29 protein-coding genes are annotated in these 25,676 nt (G+C 68.1%); 12 read left to right on the forward strand and 17 right to left on the reverse strand.

Going from position 1 to position 25,676, the window contains the following annotated elements; genetic code table 11:
- Window positions 1-227 precede the first annotated feature (227 nt).
- The 3 genes from C8N44_RS23320 to C8N44_RS06325 all read left to right on the forward strand — a co-directional run bounded on the left by C8N44_RS23320 (window position 228) and on the right by C8N44_RS06325 (window position 1,756).
- Window positions 228-923, forward strand: a complete 696-nt coding sequence (locus tag C8N44_RS23320) for an SIMPL domain-containing protein (protein WP_158274012.1) — start codon at window positions 228-230, stop codon at window positions 921-923.
- 102 nt (window positions 924-1,025) lie between these two features.
- A complete protein-coding gene (locus C8N44_RS06320; RefSeq protein WP_107975335.1) occupies window positions 1,026-1,382 on the forward strand; it encodes a MerR family transcriptional regulator in 357 nt (118 codons plus the stop codon).
- A complete protein-coding gene (locus C8N44_RS06325; RefSeq protein WP_107975336.1) occupies window positions 1,379-1,756 on the forward strand; it encodes a carboxymuconolactone decarboxylase family protein in 378 nt (125 codons plus the stop codon). Before C8N44_RS06320 ends, C8N44_RS06325 begins: the two co-directional genes overlap by 4 nt.
- Before the next feature lie 136 nt (window positions 1,757-1,892).
- Here C8N44_RS06325 and C8N44_RS06330 read toward each other — a convergent pair whose 3' ends face one another.
- Window positions 1,893-3,053 carry a beta propeller repeat protein gene (locus C8N44_RS06330; RefSeq protein ID WP_107975337.1) on the reverse strand — a complete coding sequence of 387 codons (1,161 nt, stop codon included), beginning with the start codon at window positions 3,051-3,053 and terminating at the stop codon, window positions 1,893-1,895.
- Between the two features lie 107 nt (window positions 3,054-3,160).
- Complete coding sequence (locus C8N44_RS06335; protein ID WP_107975338.1) at window positions 3,161-3,853, reverse strand: metal-dependent hydrolase; 693 nt, start codon at window positions 3,851-3,853, stop codon at window positions 3,161-3,163.
- Window positions 3,854-3,979: 126 nt separating this feature from the next.
- Between C8N44_RS06335 and C8N44_RS06340 the strand changes: the two genes are divergently transcribed.
- From C8N44_RS06340 to phaR, 8 genes are all read left to right on the forward strand, one after another.
- The gene (locus tag C8N44_RS06340) at window positions 3,980-4,630 is read left to right on the forward strand and encodes a ceramidase domain-containing protein (RefSeq protein WP_107975339.1); all 651 of its coding nucleotides are present in this window, start codon (window positions 3,980-3,982) and stop codon (window positions 4,628-4,630) included.
- A gap of 31 nt (window positions 4,631-4,661) precedes the next feature.
- Window positions 4,662-4,949 carry an Asp-tRNA(Asn)/Glu-tRNA(Gln) amidotransferase subunit GatC gene (gene gatC, locus C8N44_RS06345; RefSeq protein WP_107975340.1) on the forward strand — a complete coding sequence of 96 codons (288 nt, stop codon included), beginning with the start codon at window positions 4,662-4,664 and terminating at the stop codon, window positions 4,947-4,949.
- Entirely contained in the window at window positions 4,946-6,430 is a 1,485-nt protein-coding gene (gene gatA / locus C8N44_RS06350; RefSeq protein ID WP_107975341.1) for an Asp-tRNA(Asn)/Glu-tRNA(Gln) amidotransferase subunit GatA, read from the forward strand. Before gatC ends, gatA begins: the two co-directional genes overlap by 4 nt.
- 33 nt (window positions 6,431-6,463) lie before the next feature.
- On the forward strand, window positions 6,464-7,150 hold the full coding sequence (locus C8N44_RS06355; protein WP_107975342.1) for an excalibur calcium-binding domain-containing protein: 687 nt from the start codon (window positions 6,464-6,466) through the stop codon (window positions 7,148-7,150).
- Window positions 7,151-7,152: 2 nt separating this feature from the next.
- Window positions 7,153-7,818: an N-acetylmuramoyl-L-alanine amidase gene (locus tag C8N44_RS06360; protein WP_280514073.1), complete on the forward strand. Its 666-nt coding sequence runs from the start codon at window positions 7,153-7,155 to the stop codon at window positions 7,816-7,818.
- Between the two features lie 109 nt (window positions 7,819-7,927).
- A complete protein-coding gene (locus C8N44_RS06365; protein ID WP_107975343.1) occupies window positions 7,928-8,893 on the forward strand; it encodes a Gfo/Idh/MocA family protein in 966 nt (321 codons plus the stop codon).
- Window positions 8,894-8,922: 29 nt separating this feature from the next.
- Window positions 8,923-9,216, forward strand: a complete 294-nt coding sequence (locus tag C8N44_RS06370) for a sll1863 family stress response protein (protein WP_107975344.1) — start codon at window positions 8,923-8,925, stop codon at window positions 9,214-9,216.
- A 98-nt stretch (window positions 9,217-9,314) separates the two neighbouring features.
- Entirely contained in the window at window positions 9,315-9,869 is a 555-nt protein-coding gene (phaR, locus tag C8N44_RS06375; protein WP_107975345.1) for a polyhydroxyalkanoate synthesis repressor PhaR, read from the forward strand.
- A 94-nt stretch (window positions 9,870-9,963) separates the two neighbouring features.
- Here phaR and C8N44_RS06380 read toward each other — a convergent pair whose 3' ends face one another.
- From C8N44_RS06380 to C8N44_RS06400, 5 genes are all read right to left on the reverse strand, one after another.
- The gene (locus C8N44_RS06380) at window positions 9,964-11,148 is read right to left on the reverse strand and encodes a DegT/DnrJ/EryC1/StrS family aminotransferase (protein WP_107975346.1); all 1,185 of its coding nucleotides are present in this window, start codon (window positions 11,146-11,148) and stop codon (window positions 9,964-9,966) included.
- Between the two features lie 122 nt (window positions 11,149-11,270).
- Window positions 11,271-12,572: an NAD(P)/FAD-dependent oxidoreductase gene (locus tag C8N44_RS06385; RefSeq protein WP_107975347.1), complete on the reverse strand. Its 1,302-nt coding sequence runs from the start codon at window positions 12,570-12,572 to the stop codon at window positions 11,271-11,273.
- Between the two features lie 149 nt (window positions 12,573-12,721).
- Window positions 12,722-14,083: a glutamine synthetase family protein gene (locus tag C8N44_RS06390; protein WP_107975348.1), complete on the reverse strand. Its 1,362-nt coding sequence runs from the start codon at window positions 14,081-14,083 to the stop codon at window positions 12,722-12,724.
- Window positions 14,080-14,766 carry a type 1 glutamine amidotransferase gene (locus C8N44_RS06395; RefSeq protein WP_107975349.1) on the reverse strand — a complete coding sequence of 229 codons (687 nt, stop codon included), beginning with the start codon at window positions 14,764-14,766 and terminating at the stop codon, window positions 14,080-14,082. Before C8N44_RS06395 ends, C8N44_RS06390 begins: the two co-directional genes overlap by 4 nt.
- A gap of 76 nt (window positions 14,767-14,842) precedes the next feature.
- Complete coding sequence (locus tag C8N44_RS06400; protein WP_107975350.1) at window positions 14,843-16,189, reverse strand: glutamine synthetase family protein; 1,347 nt, start codon at window positions 16,187-16,189, stop codon at window positions 14,843-14,845.
- A 125-nt stretch (window positions 16,190-16,314) separates the two neighbouring features.
- Here C8N44_RS06400 and C8N44_RS06405 point away from each other — a divergent pair, with 125 nt between their 5' ends.
- Window positions 16,315-17,577 carry a SulP family inorganic anion transporter gene (locus C8N44_RS06405; protein ID WP_107975351.1) on the forward strand — a complete coding sequence of 421 codons (1,263 nt, stop codon included), beginning with the start codon at window positions 16,315-16,317 and terminating at the stop codon, window positions 17,575-17,577.
- 4 nt (window positions 17,578-17,581) lie between these two features.
- On the opposite strand, the gene C8N44_RS06410 is transcribed toward C8N44_RS06405, so the two are convergent.
- The 10 genes from C8N44_RS06410 to C8N44_RS06455 form a co-directional block, all read right to left on the reverse strand.
- Complete coding sequence (locus C8N44_RS06410) at window positions 17,582-18,388, reverse strand: ABC transporter permease (protein WP_107975352.1); 807 nt, start codon at window positions 18,386-18,388, stop codon at window positions 17,582-17,584.
- 100 nt (window positions 18,389-18,488) lie between these two features.
- A complete protein-coding gene (locus C8N44_RS06415; RefSeq protein WP_107975353.1) occupies window positions 18,489-19,370 on the reverse strand; it encodes an ABC transporter permease in 882 nt (293 codons plus the stop codon).
- 73 nt (window positions 19,371-19,443) lie between these two features.
- Window positions 19,444-20,169: a transporter substrate-binding domain-containing protein gene (locus C8N44_RS06420; protein WP_107975354.1), complete on the reverse strand. Its 726-nt coding sequence runs from the start codon at window positions 20,167-20,169 to the stop codon at window positions 19,444-19,446.
- A 140-nt stretch (window positions 20,170-20,309) separates the two neighbouring features.
- Window positions 20,310-21,086 (reverse strand): ABC transporter ATP-binding protein, encoded by a 777-nt coding sequence (locus tag C8N44_RS06425; protein ID WP_107975355.1) that lies wholly within the window; start codon window positions 21,084-21,086, stop codon window positions 20,310-20,312.
- A gap of 81 nt (window positions 21,087-21,167) precedes the next feature.
- The gene (locus C8N44_RS06430) at window positions 21,168-21,905 is read right to left on the reverse strand and encodes a phosphate/phosphite/phosphonate ABC transporter substrate-binding protein (RefSeq protein ID WP_107975356.1); all 738 of its coding nucleotides are present in this window, start codon (window positions 21,903-21,905) and stop codon (window positions 21,168-21,170) included.
- The gene (locus tag C8N44_RS06435) at window positions 21,902-22,336 is read right to left on the reverse strand and encodes a tellurite resistance TerB family protein (RefSeq protein WP_107975357.1); all 435 of its coding nucleotides are present in this window, start codon (window positions 22,334-22,336) and stop codon (window positions 21,902-21,904) included. Before C8N44_RS06435 ends, C8N44_RS06430 begins: the two co-directional genes overlap by 4 nt.
- 31 nt (window positions 22,337-22,367) lie before the next feature.
- Window positions 22,368-22,790 (reverse strand): tellurite resistance TerB family protein, encoded by a 423-nt coding sequence (locus C8N44_RS06440; RefSeq protein ID WP_107975358.1) that lies wholly within the window; start codon window positions 22,788-22,790, stop codon window positions 22,368-22,370.
- A gap of 4 nt (window positions 22,791-22,794) precedes the next feature.
- Window positions 22,795-23,577 carry a 23S rRNA (adenine(2030)-N(6))-methyltransferase RlmJ gene (locus C8N44_RS06445; protein ID WP_107975359.1) on the reverse strand — a complete coding sequence of 261 codons (783 nt, stop codon included), beginning with the start codon at window positions 23,575-23,577 and terminating at the stop codon, window positions 22,795-22,797.
- A 37-nt stretch (window positions 23,578-23,614) separates the two neighbouring features.
- Entirely contained in the window at window positions 23,615-23,923 is a 309-nt protein-coding gene (gene cutA, locus C8N44_RS06450; protein ID WP_107975360.1) for a divalent-cation tolerance protein CutA, read from the reverse strand.
- A gap of 49 nt (window positions 23,924-23,972) precedes the next feature.
- Window positions 23,973-25,616 carry a CTP synthase gene (locus C8N44_RS06455; protein WP_107975361.1) on the reverse strand — a complete coding sequence of 548 codons (1,644 nt, stop codon included), beginning with the start codon at window positions 25,614-25,616 and terminating at the stop codon, window positions 23,973-23,975.
- Window positions 25,617-25,676 lie beyond the last annotated feature (60 nt).

Raw genomic sequence — 25,676 nt, forward strand, 5'->3', positions numbered from 1 at the left:
ACCAATTCAGCGAAGCTTATGGGAGTCCTTTCGATTGGGTCAAAATCCGGTGGCAACTCTCTGCCCGAAAAAGAAAATGTTGTGTTGCCCGGAGGCCGGGGCATGGCCGGATGAAAATGAGCGTCGGCGTGCAACCGCTTGTGACACGGGGATTTTACGGGCCCTCCCTTGCGCCTTCCCCGGGTGGGCCGGAGAGTGGCGGCATGTTTTCAGAACGGAGCGACCGAATGCGCCTTCTACCGATGATTCTCGTTGCCGCCACGATCGGGCTTGCCGGCCCGGTGGCGGCGCAGGGCGAACCCCCCGCCCGTACCATCACCGTGACCGGCGAGGGGCAGGCCGTGGCGGCGCCGGACATGGCGACGATCACCATTGGCGTGACCGAGCGCAATGCCGGTGCGGAGCTCGCCGCAGACGCGGTGAATGCCCGGATCGGCGAGGTGATCGAGCTGCTGGGCACGCTCGGCATCGAGCAGCGGGACCGTCAGACCACGGGGCTGACGCTGCGGCCCGTCTACGCCGACCGCGCGGGCACCTACGACGAGCGTGAGGTCATCGCCTTCGAGGCCTCGAACATGCTGCGGGCCCGCGTGCGGGATCTCGACGCGCTGGGCGAGGTGCTTGGGCAGGTAGTCTCCGGCGGCGCCAACCGGCTGGAAGGCCTGAGCTTCGGTTTTGCCGAGCCCGGGCCGCTCGAGGATGCAGCCCGCCGTGACGCGGTGCAGGACGCCGTGGAGCGCGCCGAGCTTTATGCCGAGGCCGCGGGCGTCACGCTTGGTCCGGTGATGTCGATCAGCGAGAGCGGTGGCGGCGGCGGGCCGGTGCCGATGATGCGCATGGCCGATGCCATGGAATCCATGCCGGTCGAGGCCGGCGAAAGCAGTGTCAGCGCCGCCGTGACGGTGGTCTTCGGGATCGAGTGATCCCGCCCGGGCCGGCGCCGCGGGTGCCGGCCCTTTTTCCGGGCTTGACCCGGAGTGCGCTCCAACTCGTAGCCTGCGAGGGACAGAGGGAAAGGAGCGCCCATGAAGATCGGGGATCTTGCCGCGCAGAGCGGGCTGAGCCCGGATACGATCCGGTATTACGAACGCATTGGCCTGATGCCGCTGCCGGTGCGCGACGGATCGGGGCGACGCGATTACGGCGACGACACGCTGCGCTGGGTCGCCTTCCTTGAGAAGCTGCGGGACACGGACATGCCGGTGCGCGAGCGCCTGGTCTATGCCCGGCTGCGCGCAAAAGGCCCGGAGACGGCGCCGGAACGGGCGGCGCTGCTGCGCACCCACCGCGAGCGCGTGCGCGAAAGGCTGTTGGCGCTGCAGGCGGGGCTGGATCTGCTCGACGCCAAGATCGAGGGTTACGAGAGGGGAGAGATCCGATGAGCGACACACGGCTGGAGCGGGGGCGCCGGGCCCTTTCGGAGATCGACGGCGAGGCCGGGGAACGCGTGGTGGCGGCGCTGGCCGATATTGCCCCGGATTTCGCGGAGATGCTTCTCGAGTTTCCGTTCGGGGATATCTACACCCGGCCCGGCCTTGCGGTGCGCGATCGCGAGATCGCCACCATCGGCGCGCTTTGCGCCATGGGCACGGCGCCCGCGCAGCTGAAGGTGCATGTGGAAGCAGGGCTGAACGTGGGGCTGAGCCGCGAGGAGATCACCGAGATCCTGATGCAGATGGCGGTCTATGCGGGGTTTCCGGCGGCGCTGAACGGGCTTTTCGCGGCGAAGGAGGTCTTTGATGCGCGGGGCGTCTGACCCCTCACCCCGGCCCTCTCCCCCGAGGGGAGAGGGGGCGACATCGGCGGGGGTCTGTGCGGGGGCTCGGCTTGGTGCGGATTGCCTTTCCCTCTCCCTGGTCCTCCCACTGGTGTTGCGCCCGGTGGCGTCCGTGTCAGGTGCGGCGGAGGGTTTCGACACCCAGCACCGTGGGCAGGTGTTCGGCGATCTCGGTCCAGCTGTCGCCCTCGTCGAAACTGGCGAAGACCGATCCGGTGTTGGTTCCGAAATAGAGGCCCGGCGCCGGGCCGGTGTCCACGGCCATGGCCTGCCTCAGCACGGTGAAATAGCAGGCGGTCTGCGGCAGGCCCTTGCGGCAGGGGGCCCAGCTGTCGCCGCCGTCGCGGGAGCGCCAGACGGCGGCCGCGGCATCGGGTGGGAAGCGGCCCGCCATGTCGCCGTTGAGCGGCAGGGTCCAGAGCGTGTCGGGTTTCGACGGATGCACGGCCACGGGAAAGCCGAAGGTGGAGGGCAGGCCGCTGGTGATGTCCTCCCAGCTGCGGCCGCCGTCGGCGGAGCGGAAGACGCCGTGGTGATTCTGCTGGTAGAGAAGGTCGGTATCGCCCGGGGCGCGGCGCATGTTGTGCACGCAGTGGCCGGTTTCGCCACCCTGCGGGGCGGCGGGATGGTCGCTGCAGCCGGCGGCGCCGAGGTTCGAGAGCCGGTTGCGACGGTCCCAGCTTTCCCCGCCGTCCTCGGTGGCGAAGACGCCCGCCGCCGAGATGGCGAGCCAGAGGCGGCCGGGGTCGGTCGGGTGGGGCACGATGGTGTGCAGCGTGAGCCCGGCGGCGCCGGGGTTCCAGGCCTCGCGGCCCTCCATCTGCATGAGGCTTTCGACTGGCTCCCACGTGGTGCCCATGTCGGTGCTGCGGAAGAGCGCTCCGGGCTTGCCGCCGGCCCAGAGGGTGCCGTGGGCGAAGCAGAGCGACCAGATCGCGTCGACGCGCCCGGTGTGCGGGGCAGGGGAGGCCTCGGCGTCGAAGCCGATCATTGCGGCGAAACCGGGATCGTTGCGGGCCCATTCGGCCATCTGGCCGTCGGAGAGGCTGGCCCTGTGCCAGGTGGCGCCGTCGTCTTCGGAGCGGAAGACCCCAGCCCCCTGCCATTCCCCGCCGCCACCGGCCCAGAGGGTGCCTGTCGCCGGGTCGCCTATGGCGTGGTTGATGGGCCAGCCGTCGCAATGGGGGCCCTCGACCCGCCATGGTCCACCCTCGTTGCCGCGCAGGAGGAAGAGTCCCTTTGTGGTGCCTGCAAGCACCGTGATCTGATCGGTCATCCGCGCCTCCCGATATGAGTTGATATCAACCTATCATGGCGAAAGGCCTCTGTCGCCTGCCCATTGAGGGATCGGCGGCCGGGCGCGCGGGCGCCCGGCCGGGGGGATCAGAAGGTGATGGGTTTCATCACCTCGGGCTCGATCACGTCGACGCCCGGCAGGCCGTCCTTCAGGCGCTGGGCGTCCTGTTCGAGCAGGGGGAAGGTCTTGTAATGGCAGGGGATCACGGTCTTGAAGTCGAAGTAGCGCTTCGAGGCCCAGGCGGCCTGCGCCATGTCCATGGTGAAGTGACCGCCGGCCGAGAGGATGCCGATGTCGGGCCGGTAGTAGGCGCCGATCCACTCCATGTCGGCCATGATCGCGGTGTCGCCGGAGAAATAGATCGTGTGGCCGCCACCGCGGATGATGTAGCCGATCTCCATGCCCATGTAGGTGAGCTTGTCGTCGACCGGCATGGAGGAGGAGTGCGAAGCGGGCACCATGGAGACCTCGACATTGCCGAACTTCAGCGTGCCGCCCTTGTTGAAGCCCTGTCCCTCGATGGCGCCCTGCTTGTGCAGCACGCCGGCGAGTTCGACGATGGCCGAGACCGGCGCGCCGGTCTTCTGCGAGATGGAGACGGCGTCGGCGGTGTGGTCGCCGTGGCCGTGGGTGATGAGCATCTGCGTGGCGCCGGCGATCGCGGCCTCGTGCTGATCCTCGGGCAGCACCGGGTTGCCGGTCAGCCACGGGTCGATCAGCAGCACCTGGTCCTCGATCTCGATCCGGAATGCGCCATGGCCCAGCCAGATGATCTGCATTGTGAAACTCCCTCAAACTGGTTCTGGGACCCAAGCTAGCATCTTTGCTGCACCCGCAAAGACCCGGAGGTCCGCTGCGCCCATGCGACGCGCTGGCAATTCCGACAGAGCGTGTAGTGTGGCGCCATGGACTGGACGGCGGCGGTTGACGGGTATTGCGAACGGGTGGGACCCGCGTTCTGGGCGGAGCCGGTCAACGCCCTGACGAACCTCGCCTTCGTCTTTGCCGCGCTCTACATGTGGCCGCGCGTGGGCGGCATCGGACGGTGGCTGTGCATCGTGCTTTTCGCGATCGGGGTGGGGTCCTTCCTGTTCCATACCTTCGCACAGCCCTGGGCAGGGCTGGCCGACGTGTTGCCGATCCTTGTCTTTATCCTGATCTACATCTTCGCGGCCAAGCGGGATTTCTGGGGTCTGGGGCGCTGGGCCTCGCTGGGGCTGACGGTGCTCTTCGTGCCCTACGCCGTGGCGCTGACGCCGGTCTTCGGGCTGGTGCCGGGGCTTGGCGGGTCGGCGGGCTATGCGCCGGTGCCGCTGCTGATCGCGATCTATGCCGTGCTGCTGCGCCACAGGGCGCCTCAGACGGCGCGCGGCCTCGCCATGGGCGTGGGGCTGCTGGTGCTGTCGCTGGTGGCGCGGACGCTCGACGCGCCGCTCTGCGGGGCGCTGCCGGTGGGGACGCATTTCCTGTGGCACGTGCTGAATGCCGTGATGTTGGGCTGGATGATCGAGGTCTGGCGGCGGCACATGCTTGCGAGGGCGCGCGCCGCGCGCTAGACGCGCGGGGACAAGCAGGAAAGGGGTTCCCATGTCCATCGACATCGAGACCGCCGCCCGCGTGGCCAAGCTCGCCCGGATCCGGGTGGAAGAGGACGAGCTGCCGGCGCTGGCGCAGGAATTCAACAATATCCTCGGCTTCATCGAGCAGCTGCAGGAAGTCGATGTCGAGGGTGTGGAGCCCATGACGAGCGTGACGCCGATGCGGCTGAAGCGCCGCGAGGACGGCGTCACAGAGGGCGGCATGGCCAAGACCGTGCTGTCGAACGCGCCCGATGCGCGCGAGGGCTTCTTTGCGGTGCCGAAGGTGGTCGAATGAGCGAACTGACGAAACTGAAGATCGCCGAGGCGCGCGACGCGCTCCGCAAGGGCGACGTGACCAGCGCCGAGCTGACCGAGGCCTGCCTGAGCGCCATCGAGGGCGCGGGCAAGCTCAATGCCTTCGTGCATGACACCTCGGAGATCGCGCGGCGTCAGGCCGAGGTCGCCGACAGCCGCATCAAGGACGGCGACGCGCCGTCGATGTGCGGTATCCCGCTGGGCATCAAGGACCTGTTCTGTATCAAGGGCGTGCCGAGCCAGGCGGCCTCGAACATCCTGGGCGGCTTCAAGCCCGAGTACGAATCCACCGTCACCACGCAGCTTTTCGGCGCGGGCGCGGTCATGCTGGGCAAGCTCAACATGGACGAGTTCGCCATGGGCAGCTCGAACGAGACCTCGTGCTACGGCAACGCGGTGAACCCCTGGCGGCGCGGCAACGACGACGAGGCGCTGACGCCCGGCGGGTCCTCGGGTGGGTCTGCCTCGGCGGTGTCCGCCGATCTCTGCCTTGGCGCCACGGGCACGGATACCGGCGGGTCGATCCGCCAGCCCGCGGCCTTCACCGGCATCACCGGCATCAAGCCCACCTACGGGCGCTGTTCGCGCTGGGGCATCGTGGCCTTCGCAAGCTCGCTCGACCAGGCGGGCCCGATGACCAAGGACGTGCGCGACGCGGCCATCATGCTCGAGGCCATGTGCGGGCACGACCCCAAGGACAGCACCAGCGCCGACCTGGCCGTGCCCAACTTCGAGGCCATGCTGACCGGCGACATCAAGGGCAAGACCATCGGCATTCCGCGCGAATACCGCATGGACGGCATGTCCGACGAGATCGACGCGCTCTGGGCCGAGGGGCGCAAGATGCTCGAGGATGCGGGCGCGAAGGTGGTCGACATCTCGCTGCCGCATACCAAGTACGCGCTGCCCGCCTACTACGTGATCGCGCCGGCGGAGGCGTCTTCGAACCTCGCGCGCTACGACGGTGTGCGCTACGGCCACCGCGCCAAGCTTTCGCAGGGCGACGGCATCACCGAGATGTACGAGAAGACCCGTGCAGAGGGCTTCGGCGATGAAGTGAAGCGCCGCGTGATGGTCGGCACCTACGTGCTGTCGGCGGGCTTCTACGACGCCTACTACAACCGCGCGCGCAAGGTCCGGACGCTGATCAAGAAGGACTTCGAGGATGTCTTCGCGCAGGGCGTGGACGCGATCCTGACGCCCGCCACGCCCTCGGCGGCCTTCCCGCTGGGCATGGAGGTCGAGGACCCGGTCCAGATGTACCTGAACGATGTTTTCACCGTGACGGTGAACCTTGCGGGCCTTCCGGGCATTTCCGTTCCGGCAGGCACGGACAAGCAGGGCCTGCCGCTCGGGCTGCAGCTGATCGGCCGTCCTTGGGAGGAAGGCGACCTGCTGAACTGCGCCTATGCACTGGAACAGTCGGCGGGCTTTGTGGCGAAGCCGTCGAAATGGTGGTAGCTTGACGCCATAAGACACGAGGCACGGCAGACGATGCGGTATCTACTTCTCGGGGTTGCGGCGCTTGCGCTGAGCAATTGCGCGCCCACCGGACCCGGCAGCTACGACGACTACGCGGCGCGGCGCGATGCGCAGCTTTCCTCGAACGCGCAGTCGGTGCCTGCACCTTCTGACGTGCAGTCCTCGACCCTCGGCGGCAGTGGCAGCGCGGCGGTGGATGCGGCGCGTGACGCGCTCGCGCGCGAGGAAGCGGCGGCGGCCAATTCCGGTGTGCCGCCGGTCAATGCCGCACCGGGGAACCCGCCTCCGCAGGTGGTGAGCAACTCCGCCGGGATCTCGGAAGAGAACAGCTTCGAGGCGGTCTCCGAGGAACGCGACATCGAGGATGACGCGGCGATGATCGAGCGCAACCGCGCGCAGTATCAGGTCATCACCCCGACCTCGCTCCCGACGCGGCCGGGCACGAATGAGCCCAACATCGTGCAGTACGCGCTGCAGACCTCGAACCCGGTGGGCACCCAGCTCTACAGCCGGTCGCGGTTCCGCGCGCAGACCAAGTACGAGCGCTCCTGCGGGCAGTTCACCTCGGACGATCTCGCGCAGGAGGCCTTCCTTGCCGAGGGCGGCCCCGAGCGCGACCGTCAGGGCATGGACCCGGACGGCGACGGTTATGCCTGCGAGTGGGATCCCACGCCCTACCGCGCGGTGAGCGGCAGCTGATCCTGTCGACCGACTGGCATCCGTCACCGAATTTCGGGCCGCGGCGCGATGGCGCGCGGCCCGATCTCGTCATGATCCATTACACCGCCATGCGCAGCGCCGAGGGCGCGCGCGACTGGCTGTGTGCCGAGACATCCGGCGTGTCGGCGCATTACTTGATCGCCGAGAACGGGCGCTGCTGGCAGCTCGTCGAGGAAGAGGCACGCGCCTGGCACGCGGGGGCGGGCGCCTGGGGCGAGGTAACGGACGTGAATTCCCGCTCGATCGGGATAGAACTGGCCAACGGCGGAGGACAGCCTTTCGCCGCGCCGCAGATGGCGGTGCTGGAGGATCTGCTGGCCGGTATCATGTCGCGCTGGGGCATTCCGCCCGCCGGCGTGATCGGGCATTCGGACAGCGCGCTGGGTCGCAAGATCGATCCGGGACCGCGTTTCGACTGGCGTCGGCTGGCGCGGCGCGGGCTGGCGATCTGGCCCGCGATGGCGGCGGCGGGTGACTTCGAGGCGGCTGCCCGGCGCTTCGGCTATCGTGCAGAGGCGGAGCAGGGCGAGGCGCTGCTTGCGGCGTTCCGGATGCGGTTCCGGCCCTGGGCCTCGGGGCCGCTCGACGATACCGACCGCGGGCTGATGGCCGATCTGGCCGCGCGCTGGCCGGGGCCCCGGATCTGAGCTTTGGGGTGTCGGGATTGACCAGATTGCGACCGGGCGGTGAGGGTGCCGCGCGGCCCGCAGAAGGAAACGGTGCCGCGAGACGGCATGAACAGAATGGGAGAAAGACATGAGCGATCCGGTCCGGTGGGGTATTCTCGGGGCAGCCAAGTTTGCACGCGAGCAGATGGGCCCGGCCATTCACATGGCGCGCGGCGGCATGATCGCGGGGCTCGCGACCCGCAGCGCGGACAAGGCCGCAGCCTTTTCAGACATGGCGCCGGGCCTGCGGGTCTTCGAGGACTACGACGCGCTGATCGCCGATCCCGGAATCGACGCGGTCTACATACCCCTGCCCAACCATCTTCACGTCGAGTGGGCGAAGAAGGCGGCAAAGGCCGGCAAGCATGTGCTGTGCGAAAAGCCGATCGCACTGGCAGCAAGCGAGATCGACGAGCTGATCGCGCTGCGCGATCAGACCGGGCTGCTGATCGCCGAGGCCTACATGATCGTGCACCATCCCCAATGGCACAAGGCGCGCGAGCTCGTGCAGGCGGGCGAACTCGGTGAGCTGAAGCATGCCAGCGTCAGCTTCGCGTTCAACAATCCCGACCTCGACAACATCCGCAACGATCCCGAACGCGGCGGCGGCGCGCTGCGCGACATCGGGGTCTATGCCTTCGGCGGCGTGCGCTTCGTGACCGGGGAGGAGCCCTCGGAGATCCTCAGTTCGCGGATCGACTGGGAACACGGGATCGACGCGACCACGCATGTGACGGCGAAATTCCCCTCGTTCATGTACACCGGCCACGTCTCGATGCGCGCCTCGCCCTTCCAGCAGGTCGTGTTCCACGGCACCGAGGGGGTCGTCCGGCTGCCGGTGCCCTTCAACGCGCTCTCCTATGGTCAGGCCGAAGTGATCCTGCAGAAGGAACGCCACACGCAGAGCTGGCGTTTTCCCGGCACGAACCAATACGTGCGGCAGGTCGAGGCGTTCAACGCGTCCGTGGCCGATCCGGCGTCCTATCCCTGCACGCTGGAATTCGTGCGCGGGACGCAGGCCATGATCGACGAGGTCTACGCCGCCGCGCCCTGACCGCATCGCGACGCGAAAAGGAGCACGCGATGAGTGACGACAAGAGCGCCTTTCAACAGAAGGCCGAAGCACGCCTCGAGCAGGTCCAGGCCGAGATCGAGAAGATGAAGGCCGAGGCCAAGGAAAAGCAGGCCGACCAGCAGGCCGAGGCCGAGCGCAAGAAGGAGATGGCCGAGCTCGAAGAGCGCAAGGCCGAGCTCAACGCCCAGGTCGAGAAGCTGAAGGCCCAGAGTGGCGAGGCGTGGACCGACGTCCGCGCCGGGGTCCAGAAGGCTTGGGACAACATGGAAGAGTCCTTCACCAAGGCCCGTGCCCGCTTTTAAACCGTCTCATAAGCCCGCGTGAAAGCGCGGGCTTTTCTTTTCTTCTGCACTCGCATAAGCTTTTTGAAAGATGTGAACCCTATGGGGAGGGGGAGCCCGTGGCAGATACCGAAAAGCCGCTTCTGATCAAGCGCTACGCGAGCCGCCGGCTCTATAATACCGAGACCAGCGACTACGTCACGCTCGAGGATATCGCGGGCTTCATCCGCGATGGCCGCGAGGTCAAGATCGTCGACCTCAAGTCCGGCGACGACCTGACCCGGCAGTACCTGCTTCAGATCGTGGCCGAGCACGAGAGCAAGGGCGAAAGCGTCCTGCCGATCAGCGTGCTGACCGATCTCGTGCGCAGCTACACGACGCAGGCCACCAGCATGGTGCCCGAGTTCCTGGCCGCCAGCTTCGAGGCGCTGCGCGACAGCCAGAGCAAGTGGGTCGAGAGCATGAACGTCGTGAACCCGATGACCAAGGTCCCAGGCTTCGAGGCCGTGCAGGCGCAGCAGGAGGCCTTTCTGAAGGCCATGACCGGCCAGATGGGCAACCAGTGGTCGGGGCCGACGCAGGAGGGCGCCGAAGGCGACGACAAGGAAGACCTCGACGCGATCAAGCGCCAGCTCGCGGAGCTTCAGGCCAAGCTCAACAAGATGGGCAAGTAGAGCCCGGGGAGCGCGATGCCCCGGTTTCGGATTGAGCAAGGGCCGCGCCGGTAAGGCGCGGCCCTTGCCGTTTCCGATCGCGCCCCCGGTGCGCCTAGGTGCCGTAGGCGCGCAGCGGGCCCATGACCTGTTCGGCGGCCTGTGTGAGGATCTCTGCGACGGTGCGGCACTCCTCCTCGGTCAGGCGGGCGGGCAGGCGGGTGTCGCAGGCGCGCATGAGCATGGCGCGGGTCTTGGGAAGCTCGGGCAGTTCAGGCAGGAACTGCCAGTTCCAGAAGGCCCGCGCGTTGTCGGCATGCAGCCCGAAGACCTGCACCTTGACGCCTGCGGCCCCGGCGGCGGCGGCAAACCCCTCGACCTCGTCATCCGACATGCCCGAGAGGTTGAACTGCAGCGAATCCGGCGCGCGCTCCTCGGGCGGCAGTTTCGCCGGCACCTCGATCCAGGGGCTGCGGGTGATGAGCCCAGCGACAAGGTCATGGTTGCGGCGCCCGTCGGCCACGCGCCGGGCCAGATGCGGCAGCTGCGGGCGGATGACGGCGGCGGCGAGGTTCGACATGCGCAGGTTGTAGAGCGGCAGGCGGTTCTGCCACTTGGCAAAGCTCTCCTGCAGGACGGGATGCTTCTTCCAGTTGTGCTCGTAGGCGCCTGAGAGGATCACCGCGCGGGCCACCAGATCCGCGTCGTCGGTGACGAGGATGCCGCCTTCGCCGGCGTTGATCATCTTGTAGGACTGGAAGCTGAAGCAGCCGATCCGCCCGATGGTGCCGATGTTCTGCCCGTGCCAGGTGGTCCCGAGGCTGTGGGCCGCGTCCTCGATCACCGGCACGCCGGCGGCGTTGCAGAGCGCCATGATGGCGTCCATGTCCGAGGTGTGCCCACGCATGTGACTGATGATCACCGCCTGGCAGGACGGCAGCTTGGCGGCGAAATCGCCCATGTCGATGCGGTAGTTGTCGCCCACCTCGCACAGCACCGGCACGCAGTCGGCATGCACCACCGAGGAAGGCACCGCCGCGAAGGTGAAGCCGGGGATCATCACGCGCGCGTCGCGGGGCAGATCCAGCGCCTTCAGCGACAGGAAGAGCGCGGCCGAGCAGCTCGAGACCGCCAGGGCGTACTTGCTGCCCAGAAGCTCCGCAAATTCCGCCTCGAGCAGGGAGACCGGCGCATCCTCGGGCGCGGTGTAGCGGAAGAGATCGCCGGAGCGCAGCAGCCGGTCGATCTCGGCGCGGGCGTCCTCGGGGATGGGCTCGGCATCGTGCATGTTTGGAAGCATGGTTTCCAGAATCCTGAAGCGAGGTTTCCAGAAACGTAAAACAAGCGCCTGTGACAGCCAAGCGACAATGGCGGGAAGCGCGCTGCGCCCCGCTGTCGCGGTCGCCCCGTGTCTTTGATGTCTCAGATGCCGAGGCGATCGCGCAGGGAGAACCAGCTCATCGCGAGGGTGAGCAGCGGGCTGCGCAGGCGGGCGCCGCCGGGAAAGGCGGGCGAGGGCAGGGCGGCGAAGGTATCGAACCCTTCCGAACGTCCGCGCACGGCCTCGGCCAGCAGGCGGCCCGCCTGCACCGCGTTGCCGACGCCATGCCCCGAATAGCCCGAGGCCGACAGCACGTTGGGCGCCACGCGGGCGAGATGCGGTAGGCGCTGCCGGGTGATGGCCAGCGTGCCGCCCCAGGCGTAGTCGAGCTTGACGTCCGCCAGATGCGGGAAGGTCTGCAGCAGCGGCTTGCGGACCTTGGCGCGGATGTCGTCGGGAAAGCGGTAGCCGTAGCTTTCGCCGCCGCCGAAGATCAGCCGCTTGTCATGCGACAGGCGGAAGTAGTTGACCACGAAGCGGTCGTCGCAGACCGCCACGTCGCGGGTCAGCACCTCGGCGGCACGGTCGCCCAGCGGTTCGGTGGCGACGACAAAGTTGTTGATCGGCATGACGCGGGCGCCCACGCGGTCGTCGAGGCGCCCGAGATAGCCGTTGGTGGCCAGGATCACGTGGTCAGCGCGCGCGGTGCCCGCTTCGGTGCGGACCACCGCCGGCGTGCCCTCGTCCCAGCCGGTGACCAGCGCGCGCTCGAAGATCCGCACGCCCGCGGCCCGCGCGGCGCGCGCCAGTCCCAGGGCAAGCTTCAACGGATGCAGATGCGCGGCCCCCATGTCGAGCACCCCGCCGCGGTAGTCGGGCGAGCGGCAGAGCGCCTGCATGCCCTCGGCGTCGAACCTCTCCAGCGGGTAGTCGTAGTGCCGGGCCATGTGCGCGGCGTAGTCGTCGAGATGCCGCGCCGAGTTGTCCGAGGTCGCGGCCCAGGCGATGCCGTCCTTCAGTTGGCAGTCGATGCCATGCCGCGCCACGAGATCGCGCACCAGCTGCTTGGCGTCCTGCCCAAGCTCCCAGAAGCGGCGCGCCGTGTCGCGACCCACCATCGCCTCCAGCTCCTGCTGGTCGCGCCGCTGGCCCGACCCCAGTTGCCCGCCGTTGCGCCCCGAGGCGCCGAAGCCCACGCGGTGCGCCTCGAGCAGCACCACCGAAAGCCCCGCCTCGGCCAGGTGCAGCGCGGCCGAAAGCCCGGTGTAGCCGCCGCCCACCACGCAGACATCGGCGCTGGCCTCGCCCTCGAGCGCCGGAAAGGGCGGCAGGGCCTCGGTCGTGGCGGCATACCAGCTGTCGGGATATTCGCCCGTGCGATCATTGGCGTGCAGCAGGTCCACCTGCGTCGCTCCTCTTTTCGTGTTTCTTCTCGCCCCAAATACCTCGGGGTGACTTGGCCGAAGGCCAAGAGGGGCAGCGCCCCTCTAGTCTGGGCTCCGGGGGCGCAGCCCCGGCGCAGGGAATGCGCGCCGCAAGGCGCACATCGGGATCAGACGTTGGTCAGCAGGTGCTCTCGTTCCCAGGGGCTGATGACCTGCAGGAATTCCTCGTACTCGGTACGCTTCACGATGCTGTAGACCCGCGCGAAATCGGCGCCCAGCACCTCGTGCAGGCCTTCGGCCTCGTCGAAGAGATCCAGTGCCTGTCCCAGCACGCGGGGGATGTCGCCCTCGCCGGCATAGGCGTCGCCGCGGAACTCGGGTGAGGGTTTGCGCGCCTCCATGAGGCCGAGGTAGCCGCAGGCGAGCGAGGCGGCGATGCCGAGGTAGGGGTTGCAGTCCATGCCCGCCAGCCGGTTCTCGACCCGCCGCGCCTCGGGCTCGGAGATCGGGATGCGGATGCCGGTGGTGCGGTTGTCCTGCGCCCATTCGAGGTTGATGGGCGCGGCGTGGTCGCGCACGTAGCGGCGGTAGGAGTTCACGTAGGGCGCCTGCACCGCGATGGCCGAGGGCAGGTGGGTCTGCAGCCCGCCGATGAAGTGGAAGAAGGCCGCGCTCTCGCTGCCGTCGGGCGAGGAAAACAGGTTCTGCCCCGTGGCCCTGTCCAGCACCGAGTGGTGGATGTGCATGGCGCTGCCCGGCTCGTCGGCGATGGGTTTGGCCATGAAGGTGGCGTAGCAGTCGTGCCGCATCGCCGCCTCGCGGATCAGGCGCTTGAAGTAGAAGACCTCGTCGGCAAGCTTCACCGGATCGCCGTGGCGCAGGTTGATCTCGAGCTGGCCGGCGCCGCCTTCCTGCGTGATGCCGTCGATCTCGAAGCCCTGCGCCTCGGCGAAATCGTAGATGTCGTCGATGACGGGGCCGAATTCGTCCACCGCCGTCATCGAGTAGCTCTGCCGCGCTGCCGCCGGACGCCCCGAGCGGCCCACCATCGGCTCGATGTCGCGAGCTGGGTCGAGGTTGCGGGCGATGAGGTAGAATTCCATCTCGGGCGCAACGACCGGTTTCCAGCCCTGCGCCTCGTAGAGCGCGCAGACCCGCTTGAGCACGTTGCGCGGCGAGAAGGGCACCGGTTCGCCCTGGCGGTCGAAGGCGTCGTGGATCACCTGCAGCGTCCAGTCGCCGGTCCAGGGTGCGGCGCTTGCGGTGGTCATGTCGGGCCGAAGGATCATGTCCTTCTCGATGAAACCGTCCTCGTCGGCGGCGTCCGACCAGTCGCCGGTGATGGTCTGGAAGAAGATCGAATCCGGCAGGTGGAAGTGCTTCATCCGGGCGAATTTCGAGGCGGGCACGGCCTTGCCGCGGGCGATGCCCGGCAGGTCCGAGATGATGCATTCCACCTCGTCGAGCCTGCGGTTCTCGAGGTAGCTCTGCGCGGCCTCGGGCAGGCCCTTGATCCAGTCGTCGCTCATGAAAGCTCTCCTGTCCGGAAGAAATGCGCGAAGCGCGCCGAGAGCCTTTCGCGGTCGAGCTTGCCGCCCAGTTCCGCCTGCGCCCCGGCCAGCAGATCGTCCGGTACGACCCCCTTGCCGCGATAGGTGATGAGTCCCTGCGTGATCGCATCGTCGAACTCGGGGTGGGCCTGCACCGTGTAGGTGGCCCGGCCCGGGTAGTGCAGGGCGGCGTAGCGGCAGAAGTCGCTGCGGCCCGTGACCTCGGCGCCCTCGGGCAGTTCGGTCACCTGGTCCTGGTGCCAGGCCTGAAGCCGCGTGGGCGTGCCCTCGAAGTCGTAGAGCTGCGGACCGACGGACCAGCCGCCGTCGTATTTTTCCACCTTGCCCCCCAGCGCCTGCGCGATGATCTGGTGGCCGAAGCACACGCCGATCAGCGGCTTGCCCGAGGCGGTGATGTCGCGGATGAGCTGTTCCAGCGGCGGGATCCAGGGGTGATCCTCGTAGGCGCCGTGCTTGGAGCCGGTGATGAGCCAGCCGTCCGCCGCCTCGGGCCCCTCGGGAAATTCGCCGTCGACCACGGCCCATGTCTGGAAGTCGAAGCCATGCGGGGCCAGCAGCCGCTCGAACATGGCGGGATACTCGCCGGTCTGAGGCGCCAGTTCAGGCGCCATCTTCCCGGTTTGCAGAATGCCGATTTTCATGAAGCACCGATTGTTGCCGTCTGGACCCTAGAAGGGGTGGCGGGGCGCCGCAAGCGGGCGGCGCGCCCGGCGTGTCTCAGACCGTGTCGAGGTAGATTTCCACCTGCTCGTGGGGTTCGAGCTCGGCCATGTAGTGGAGCTCCTGCCGCTTCGTGAGGAGCATGTTGCGGATGAGCTCTTCGGGGAAGATGCGCGGCATGACCTTGCTGGCTTCGAAGGCCTCGATCGCGGCGCCCCAGGTGTCGGGGATGCGCGGCAGGTCCTGCGCGTAGGCGTTGCCGGTGATCGGATCGGGCGGCTCGACGCCGTCCTCGATGCCGTTCAGCGCCGCCCCGAGGATGGCGGAAAGCGCGAGGTAGGGGTTCACGTCCCCGCCCGACACCCGGTGTTCGATCCGGCGTGCGGGCGGCGGCCCCGAGGGCACGCGGATCGCCACGGTGCGGTTCTCGTAGGCCCAGCAGAGCCCCGAGGGCGCGTGCGCCTCGGGCACCAGCCGGTCGTAGGAGTTGAGATGCGGCGCGAAGATCAGCGCGCTGTCGGACATGGCCTCGAGACAGCCGGCGATGGCATGGCGCAGGGCGTCGGTGCCCTTGGGGCCGCCGTCGTCGAAGATGTTGCGCCCCTCGTCGTCCAGCACCGAGAAATGCGCGTGCATGCCACTGCCGGCGTAATCCTCGTAGGGTTTCGCCATGAAGGAGGCGGCAAAGCCGTGGCGGCGGGCGAGCCCCTTGACCAGCATCTTGAAGAGCCAGGCGTCGTCGGCGGCGCGCAGCGCGTCGTCGCAGTGCACGAGGTTGATCTCGAACTGGCCGAGCCCGGCCTCGGAAATCGCGGTTTCGGCCGGGATGTCCATGGCCTCGCAGGCCTCGTAGAGGTCGGTGAAGAACTGATCGAAGGCGTCGAGCGCGCGGATCGACAGGATCTCGGCCGCTTTGCGGCGCTTGTTCGAGCGCGGGCTGATCGGCACCTGAAGGTTGCGGCTGCTGTCGTCGATCAGGAAGAACTCGAGCTCGACCGCGACCACGGGGGTCAGCCCCTTGGCCTTGTAGCGTTCGACCACGCGGCGCAGGCAGTGGCGCGGATCGCCGTCGTAGGGGCGGCCGTCCTCGCGGAACATCCAGATCGGCAGCAGGGCGCTGGGGGCCTCGAGCCAGGGCATGGGCACGAAGCCCCGCTCGGTCGGACGCAGCACGCCGTCGCGGTCGCCGGTCTCGAAGACCAGCGGGCTGTCGTCGATGTCCTCGCCCCAGATGTCGAGGCTGAGCGCCGAGATGGGAAAGCGCGTGCCGTCGGTCACGACCTTTTCAGCGTAGCGGGCCGGCATGCGCTTGCCGCGCGCGACGCCGTTGAGGTCGCAGGCGGCGGCGCGGATCGTACGCACCTGGGGATGTTCGCGAAGCCAATCGGACGAGGGGGCGGGCATGGGAAACCTCTGGAATTTGATCAAAAGAGGAATAACGGGGGGCCGGCGGGGTTGTCCAGCATCAATGGTCTTTGCGTCAGGCTGTCCTCTTGCAGTGACGAAGTGGCAGGCAGAGAACGTGTCACATGACACCCAAGATCCTCACGACGCTGCGCGGTTACGGCGCAGGCGACTTGGCCCGCGACAGTGCCGCGGGCGTGACCGTGGCCATGGTGGCGCTGCCGCTGAGCATGGCGATCGCCATCGCCTCGGGGGCGGACCCGGGCGTGGGGCTGGTCACGGCCATCGTGGGCGGCTTCCTGATATCCCTGCTGGGCGGCAGCCGGGTGCAGATCGGCGGGCCGACGGGTGCCTTCATCGTCGTGGTCTACGGTGTCATCGCCGAACACGGTTACGACGGGCTGGTGCTGGCGACGCTGATGGCGGGGCTGATCCTGGTTGCGGCGGGGCTGGCACGCGCCGGCAGCCTCGTGCGCTACGTGCCCGAGCCGGTCATCAACGGCTTCACCATCGGCATCGCGGTCATCATCGCGGCAAGCCAGCTCAAGGACGCGCTGGGGCTGCAGATGGGCGAGGTGCCAGCGGATTTCCTTGAGAAGATCCCCGCGCTCTGGGCAGCGCGGGGCAGCTTGCACTGGCCGAGCCTTGCGGTGGCCATGGTCACCATGGGGCTGATCGTGGCGCTGCGCCGCGCCTTCCCGCGCTTCCCGGGCCTGATCGTCGCTGTGGCGGCGGGATCGTCGCTGGCGGCGCTGCCCGGCATGGGGGTGGAAACCATCGGCGACCGCTTCGGCGCGCTGCCCGACCGCCTGCCCATGCCCGCGCTGCCCGAGATCACGCTGGCGCACGTGGTCGAACTGCTGCCCTCGGCGCTGGTCATCGCCTTCCTCGCGGGGATCGAATCCCTGCTCTCGGCCATGGTGGCCGACCGGATGATCGAGGGAAACCACCGCTCCAACGCCGAGGTCATCGCCCAGGGCGCGGCCAACATCGGCTCGGCGGTGTTCGGCGGGCTCCCGGCCACGGGGGCCATCGCGCGCACCGCGACCAACGTGCGCGCGGGCGGGCGGACGCCGGTGGCGGGGCTGGTGCACGCGCTGACCATCCTCGTGGTGATGATGGTGGCCGCGCCGCTCGCGGGCCTGCTGGCCATGCCCGCGCTGGCGGGGCTGCTGATCCTGACCGCCTGGAACATGAGCGAACCGGGCCGCTGGCGTGGCTACCTGCGCGACCGCCGCTCGGACCTCGCGCTTCTGGGGCTCACGCTGGTACTGACCGTGGTAGCCGACCTCACGGTGGCGATCGGGGTGGGCGTGGCGCTGGGCATGGCCCTGCGCCTGCGCCGCCGCAAGCTGCCGCAGGCGGACTGGACCCCGCCCGAGCACTGACGCCTCAGCGCAGCAGGTTGGGCCGGAAGCGGATCTTCCCGCGCGCCGCCTGCGGCAGGTGGCGGTTCAGCCGGCGGTTCACCAGCCCGAAGATCCCGATGATGACCAGCGTCAGCAGGATGAAATAGCCCGCGAGGATCGGGTAGGGCACGAAGGGGTTGAAGGTCTTGTCGGCAAAGTAGTTCGCGTAGTAAAGAGCGTCGCCCTTCTGCCGCCAGGCCGGGAAGCCGCTGAAGTAGACCAGCGTCGTGGCATGAAACAGGAAGATCGCCTCGTTGGTATAGGCGGGCCAGGCCAGCCGCAGCAGCGTGGGCCAGGTGATCCGCCGGAACCGCGCCCAGCCGGTGAAGCCGTAGGCATCCGCCGCCTCGAGATCCCCGCGCGGGATCGCCTGCAACGCGCCGTAGAAGATCTCGCCCGAATAGGCGGCCGTGTTCAGGAATAGCACGATCAGCGCCCCGAGCCAGGCCGCCGTGAAGGGATCGAAGATCGGCGACACGCCCTTGAGCGACAGGAAGGCGAAATAGGCGAAGAAGAACTGGATGAAGAGCGGCGAGCCGCGGAAGACGAAGATGAACCAGGTGCTGAGCTTGCGCGCCACCGGGTTCCGCGCCGCCTTGCCGAGCGCCACGGCGGTGGCGAGGAAGAACCCCGTGACCAGCGCCAGCGCGCCGAAGTAGATGTTCCAGATCATGCCCGAGCCGATCAGCACGACCTGCTTGCAGAGCGTGAAATCATCGCGCGGCAGCAGCCGCTCGCCGATGCCCAGCGACCGCAGCCCGTAATCGGCGATGACCTCCCAGCAGCTCACGCGCGCCCGCCTTTCTTCTCGCTGAAAATACCTCGGGGGAGCCGCGCGTCCGCGCGGCGGGGGCAGCGCCCCCGGCCCGGCCAGCAAGACAGATCGCCGCTCATGCGGTCGTCCTCTGCGCGTCGCCGCCCGAGGTCGCCTGCCCGTGGTTCAGGCGTGCCATGATCCGCTCCAGCACCAGCTCGGACACCCGGGTGAAGGCAAGGTAGAAGACCAGCAGGGCAAGGAAGTACCACATGCGCCAGTCGCCGTGCGGGTAATCGGTGAACTGCGGCGTCTTGGTGCCACCAAGCTCGCGCGCCCAGTAGACGATGTCCTCGACCCCCAGCAGGAACAGCAGCGGCGTGGCCTTGATGAGCACCATCCAGAGGTTCGAAAGGCCCGGCAGTGCATAGACCCACATCTGCGGCACGAGGATGCGCCAGAAGCACTGGCGCTGCGACATGCCGTAGGCCTCGGCGGTCTCGAGCTGCGCGCGCGGCACCGCCCGCATGGCTCCGTAGAGGACATTGGCCGCGAAGGCGCCGAAGACGATGGCAAAGGTCAGCACCGCCAGGAAGAAGCCGTAGACCTCGTGGATCCACTGCGGCGCCGAGGAGAGCGGCAGCTTGGCGGCCTGGCAGACGACGAAATCGTTGCCCTGGCGGACCGGCTGGTCCCAGCCGGGGCAGAGCGCCTGGTGGCGCAGCCACTCGAACCCCTGGTCGAGCGCGATCACGAAGAAGAGGAAGAAGGCGATGTCCGGCACGCCGCGCACGATCGAGATATAGGCCTTGCCGACCCAGCGCAGCGGCGCAAGACTCGAACGCGCGGCGCTCGCCCCGCCGAAGCCGAAGGCCAAGGCCGTGGGCGCGGTGATCGCCAGCAGCAGAAGCACGGTGCCGAAGGCGCCGTAGAAGGCCATGTGCTTGCCCGTGGTCAGGTAGCACGACAGCCATGTCAGGCCGTCCAGCGTTTCGGGATCTGCGCAGTAGGAGAACATCGGTCGGGCTCCGGCGGGCGCGGGGGCGCCCGGTCAGGCGATGGGGCGCGCCGGTAGCGCACCCCGCGTGGCCTCAGTACTGGCCGATTTCCTCGCCGAACCACTCCACGAGCAGTTCGTTGAGCGAGCCGTCTTCCTTCATGGAGGTGATCGCGGCGTCGAACTTTTCCTTCAGCTCGGTGTCGCTCTCGCGCAGGCCCATGCCGATGCCGCCGCCGAGCGGAACGGGGTCGCCCACGAACATCAGCTCGCCACCCGAGGCGTCGACGATGGGCTTGAGGTAGTCGTAGTCCGCGAACACCGCGTCGGCCTCGCCGCTGCGCATGGCCGAGACGGTTTCCTCGGGCGTCGCGAACTCGATCAGGGCGGCGTCGCCCTCGGCCACGTGGGCGGCCTGGATGGTCGAGGCCTGCGCCGCGACCACGCCGCTTTCGAAGTCGGCCTCCTCGGACATGGCGACATAGGCGCTTTCGGTCGGCGGGTAGTAGTCCTGCGTGAAGTCGATGACCTCGTCACGCTCGTCGGTGATGCTCATGCCAGCCATGATCGTGTCGTAGTTCGAGGACACGAGGTTGGGGATGATCGAATCCCAGTCGTTGGTGACCCATTCGCAGGTCAGTTCGGCGCGGGCGCAGAGCTCGTTGCCCAGCACGATCTCGAAGCCGGCCACGTCGCCGTTGTCGTCGATGAAGTTGTACGGAGGGTAGGCGCCCTCGGTGCCCATGCGGACGGTGTCCTGCGCCATGGCGACGCCTGCGGTCAGCGCCAGAGCGGCGGTGCCGAGAAGGATCTTTTTCATGTGGTTCTCCCTGTCGTTGCGCCGCTGTCCGGCGCCATTGGTGGCCAGAGCCTCATGCCTTCGGAAACGCTTGGCAAGGGGGGCCGTATGGTAATCTGCCCGTAGTTTGCGCAGGCGCCCGCGAAACCGGCGCCTGCCTGTCAGGCGTGTGCGGTGGCCGAGAGGAAGCCGCGCAGGCGGTCGGTCTGCGGGCTGCCGAAGAGCGTGTCCGGCGCGCCTTCTTCCTCGATCCGTCCCTTGTGGAGAAAGACCACGTGGTCGCTCACGTCGGCGGCCATCTTCATGTCGTGCGTGACGATGAGCATGGTGCGACCCTCCTCGGCGAGGGACTTGATGACGCGCACCACCTCCTGCTCCAGCTCGGGGTCCAGCGCGGAGGTGGGCTCGTCGAAAAGCAGCGCCTCGGGCTCCATGCAGAGCCCGCGGGCGATGGCGGCGCGCTGCTGCTGGCCGCCGGAAAGCTGCGCGGGATAGGCGTCGCACTTGTCGCCGATGCCCACCTTGTCGAGATAGCCGCGGGCCGCCTCCTCGACCTGGGCGCGGTCGCGGCCGAGGACGGTCACCGGCGCCTCCATGACGTTCTGCAGGATTGTCATATGGGCCCACAGGTTGAACTGCTGGAAGACCATCGACAGGTTCGTGCGGATCCGCAGCACCTGTTTCGCGTCCGCCGGACGGCGGTCATGTCCGCTGCCTTTCCAGTGCACGGGTTCGCCCTTGAAGCGGATCTCGCCCTGCTGGCTGTCCTCGAGCAGGTTGCAGCAGCGCAAGAGCGTGGACTTGCCCGATCCCGAGGATCCGATGAGCGAGACCACGTCGCCGCGCCGTGCGGTGATGTCCACGCCCTTGAGCACTTCGAGCGATCCGTAGGCCTTGTGAAGGTCCTTTATCGCGATGACCGGGTCGTCCTGCGTCACTGTCCCATCCGTTCGTTGCAACGGCGGGAACGATGGCGGCTCGGAGCAGGTGATGCAATGCGCAATCGCCCCGGCACGGGCTCACGCTGCGTCGCGCGCCGGTGGGTTGGGCAGGTTGAGGTAGGCGGCTTCGTCGAGAACGGCGAGGTCCTGGAGCGACAGGGCCTCGCGGTGTTCGGGGGCGAGCCCAGCTATTGCGCCGGAAAGAGACTCGCGCAAAGCGTCGAGGTCCGTGCCGGCGCCGGTGATGTAGGGCGTGGCGGGCGTGGGCGCGGTGCGGTCGATCTCGCGCAGCTGCGCGGCGACGGGATCGTGGCGCTTGATGAGCCGCCAGCTCAGAGCGTCGATGCAGGCCAGATCGCCGGCGCCCTCCGCCACCATCGGGGCCGAGCGGACGTGGCCGCCGCTTTCACCGACGATCGTGGGGGTGATGCCGTGGTCGGCGAGGTGATACCAGAGGGCGCCGAAGCCCGACTGGCTGTGCGGCTGGTTGATCACGCTGCGCTTGGCGAGTTGGGGCAGGGCGCGGTCATCGTCGGCACGCGCGACCAGCACCGAATTGTAATAACCGGGCGGGCAGCCGGGCAGTTCGTAGTCGGGGCTGCCGACAAGCTGCACGTGGCCGTGCAGGCGCAGCCGGTAAGGCAGGTTGCAGGTCTGCGAGAGCAACAGGTCCGGGGCAAGCCAGGCCTCCCAGAGGCCGATGTCGCGGTGGAGCGCCTCGGGTCCGTAGCCGAGCCGGGCGCGCACGCCCTGCCACAGGGCATCGTTCGCCGCCGCCGTTTCGGCGCGGTCGTACATCGGAAGCGAGACGATCATCCGCCGACGCGCTGCCGGGCGAGGGCCGAGTCGCGGTCGTTGATGCCCAGAAGGCTGGCGACGAGCCGCAGGAGCGCGTCCTCTTCCTCGTCGCGTTCGCCGTCGGCCAGCGCCACCTGCCAGAGCGCCTCGATCACGGCGATGCGCTCCTCGTAGGGGACCACGTCCTTGATGGCGCGGGTGAAGCGCACGGTGTCGGGGGCCTCGGCCTCGAGGCTTTCGGCCTCGCCGCGCAGCTTGGAGGCCTCGAAGGGCGAGAGCCCGTAGCGCGTGGCGGCGATGCGGTCGATGCGCGACTGTTCGGCGGCCTCGTAATCCCCGTCGGAACGGGCGACGCGGACGAGCAGCGCGGTGAGCGCGAGGCGGGCGTCCTCGTCGGGAAGCTGCTCGGGCTCGGGCTGGAACAGGCGGTTCAGGAAGTTCTCGAACATGGGACGGATATAACCTCTCGGGCGGGTACGGCTAGGGGCGCTTCGCGCCGTCGGGATCAACGCCCGAAACGCCAAGGCGATCCGCGACGTGTTCGATGATGTCGGCCTGCGCCTCGGCCGTGCTGCCGTCGGCCATGGCCACATCGCGCAGTGCCTGCGCCGCGGCGATGCGCTTTGCCTCGGGCACGCTGTCGCGGATCAGGGCCGCGAGCGCCTCTTCGTCGGCCAGGGCCTTGGACAGCTTTTCGCAGGTAGCGCGCATGCGGGCGGCCTCGACCGGGTTCAGGTCGAGGCCCGCGGCGAGGATCTCGTCGATGCGCGCGATTTCCTCGACGCGGTAGACGTGGTCGGCCTGTGCGACGCGCACCAGCAGCACGCCGAGGGCGAGGTTCTCGTCCAGCGGCGGCAGCGGCTCTTCGTGGTGACGGAAGAGGGCGGTGAGACGTTCGAGCATGGATCTAGCCTTTCAGGCGGGCGAAGCGGGCGGTGAGGTCTTTCAGCCGTGCCTCCAGCCCCCAGGGCGGGTTCACGATGAAGAGCCCCGAGCCGATCATGCGGTGGCCCTTGCGGACGGGCGGAAAGCGGACCTCTTGCCGCAGGCCTTCGGGGATCGCGTCCTGAAGCTGGCGCAGCATGGGCACGTGCGGGCCGTCCTGCAGGATCGGATACCAGAGGATCTGGACGCCGACGTTCCACTTGGCGTGCAGCTTCTGCATCGCGGCGGGGATCGCGGCGTAGTCGGTCTTGATCTCCCAGCTGGGGTCGATGAGCATCAGGCCCCGCCGAGGATCGGGCGGCGTGAGACTTTGCGCAAGTTCCAGACCGTCCTGCCGGTAGAGACGGATGTTGGGGCCGCGCAGGGCGGCGCGCAGGGCCTCGTGCTCCTGCGGGTGCAGCTCGGCCAGATGCAGGCTGTCGGAGGGACGCAGCAGGTGCGCGGCGATGGCAGGCGATCCGGGGTAGGTGTCGGGGCCGTGGGCCTGCCGCAGCGCGTCGAGCGCCTGCCGGTAGGGATCGTCGGGCTTGAACCAGTCCGCGTGGGCGCCGATGCCACCCGCCGCCTCGCCGGTCTTGGTCGCCTCGGCGCTGGTCAGGTCGTAAAGCCCGCGCCCGGCGTGGGTCTCGATATAGCTGAGCGGCTTGTCCTTGCGGGTGAGGTAGGCCAGCACCCAGGCGAGCGTCGCATGCTTGTGCAGGTCGGCCAGGTTCCCGGCGTGATAGGCGTGCTGGTAGGAAAGCATCTGGTCTCGCTGGCTTGGGCTGCGCCCGAGGCGCATATCACCCCGCGCTGTTGGCGTCGATCCAGTCGAGGAAACTTGTCGAGCCGCGCACCGTCTGCGTCGCCCAGAGCGCGGGTTCGTCGTAGGGGTGCTCGGACAGGATGTAGTCGGCAAGCCGGTGGTAGCCCTCGTCCGAGGTCTTGAACATCAGCCGGATCTCGCTGTCCTGCTGGATACCGTCCCATTCGTAGAAGCTCTCGATCCGGTCCATCTGGACGCAGGCGGCAAGCTTCTTCTCGACCGCGCCGCGGGCGATGCGGCGGGCTGTCTCTTCATCGGCGAGCGTTGTGAAGACGGAGAGGGCCATGCCCGGAGCCTAGGGGCGCCGGGCTATCGTCGCAAGCTGTTCCGCGGCCTCAGACGAGCCGGCTGGATTCCTTGGCGGCGCGCACGAAGTCGCGGAAGAGGGGGTGGGGGGCGAAGGGTTTGGACTTGAGTTCCGGGTGAAACTGGACGCCCACGAACCACGGGTGGTCGGGCCATTCGACGATCTCGGGCAGCTTGCCGTCGGGCGACATGCCGGAGAAGAGCATCCCGCATTCCTCGAGCGGCTTGCGGTACTTCACGTCCACCTCGTAGCGGTGGCGGTGGCGTTCGTCGATGCTGGTAGTACCGTATATACCGGCCACGCGGGAGCCTTCGGAGAGCACGGCGTCATAGGCGCCGAGGCGCATGGTGCCGCCCTTGGCGTCGTCGGGGCGGCGGTTGACCTTCTTGTTGCCCTGCACCCATTCCTTGAGGTGGTAGACGACCGGCTCGAACCGCTTTTCGCCGGCCTCGTGGTCGAATTCCTCGGACCCCGCGGTGGAGAAGCCGGCGAGGTTCCGGGCGGCCTCGATCACGGCCATCTGCATGCCGAGGCAGATGCCAAGGTAGGGGACCTTGTGTTCGCGGGCGAACTGGGCGGCCTTGATCTTGCCCTCGGTGCCGCGCTCGCCGAAGCCGCCGGGCACGAGGATGGCGTCATAGCCCTCGAGATGCGGGGCGGGGTCCTCGCGCTCGAAGAGCTCGCTGTCGACCCATTCGACGATGACCTTCACCCGGTTGGCCATGCCGCCGTGAGTGAGGGCCTCCTTGATCGACTTGTAGGCGTCTTCCAGCTGGACGTACTTGCCGACGATGGCGACCTTGACCTCGCCCTCGGGGTTCTCGACCCGGTCGGCCACGTCATACCAGCTGTCGAGGTTCGGGCGCGGCGCCGGCGAGATGCCGAAGGCGTCCAGAACGGCCTGGTCCAGCCCTTCGCGGTGATAGGCCAGCGGCGCCTCGTAGATCGACTTGAGGTCGTAGGCCGGCACGACGGAATCGGGTCGGACGTTGCAGAAGAGCGCGATCTTTTCGCGCTCCTTCTGGGGGATCGGCTGCTCGGACCGGCAGACCAGGATATCGGGCGCGATGCCGATGGACTGCAGCTCCTTGACCGAGTGCTGGGTCGGCTTGGTCTTCAGCTCTCCGCTTGCCGCGAGGTAGGGCAGCAGCGTCAGGTGCATGAAGATCGACTCGCCGCGCGGCTTGTCGTGGCTGAACTGGCGGATCGCCTCGAAGAAGGGCAGGCCCTCGATGTCGCCGACAGTGCCGCCGATCTCGCAGAGCATGAAATCGACCTCGTCCTCGCCGATCTTCAGGAATTCCTTGATCTCGTTGGTGACGTGGGGAACCACCTGGATGGTCTTGCCGAGGTAGTCGCCGCGGCGCTCCTTCTCGAGCACGTTGGTGTAGATGCGGCCCGAGGAGATGCTGTCGGTCTTGCGAGCGGGCACGCCGGTGAAGCGTTCGTAGTGGCCGAGGTCGAGGTCGGTTTCGGCGCCGTCGTCGGTGACGAAGACCTCGCCATGCTCGAAGGGCGACATCGTGCCCGGGTCGACGTTCAGGTAGGGATCGAGCTTGCGCAGACGGACGGAGAAGCCGCGGGCCTGCAGGAGCGAGCCAAGCGCCGCCGAAGCCAGGCCCTTGCCGAGAGAGGACACGACCCCGCCGGTGATGAAGATGAATCGTGCCATGTCGCGCAACCCCGTGATTTGACTGCGTTTTTTGCCAAACCGCCGCCCATCCCGGCGACG

Source organism: Allosediminivita pacifica (assembly GCF_003054175.1).
Lineage (GTDB): Bacteria > Pseudomonadota > Alphaproteobacteria > Rhodobacterales > Rhodobacteraceae > Allosediminivita > Allosediminivita pacifica.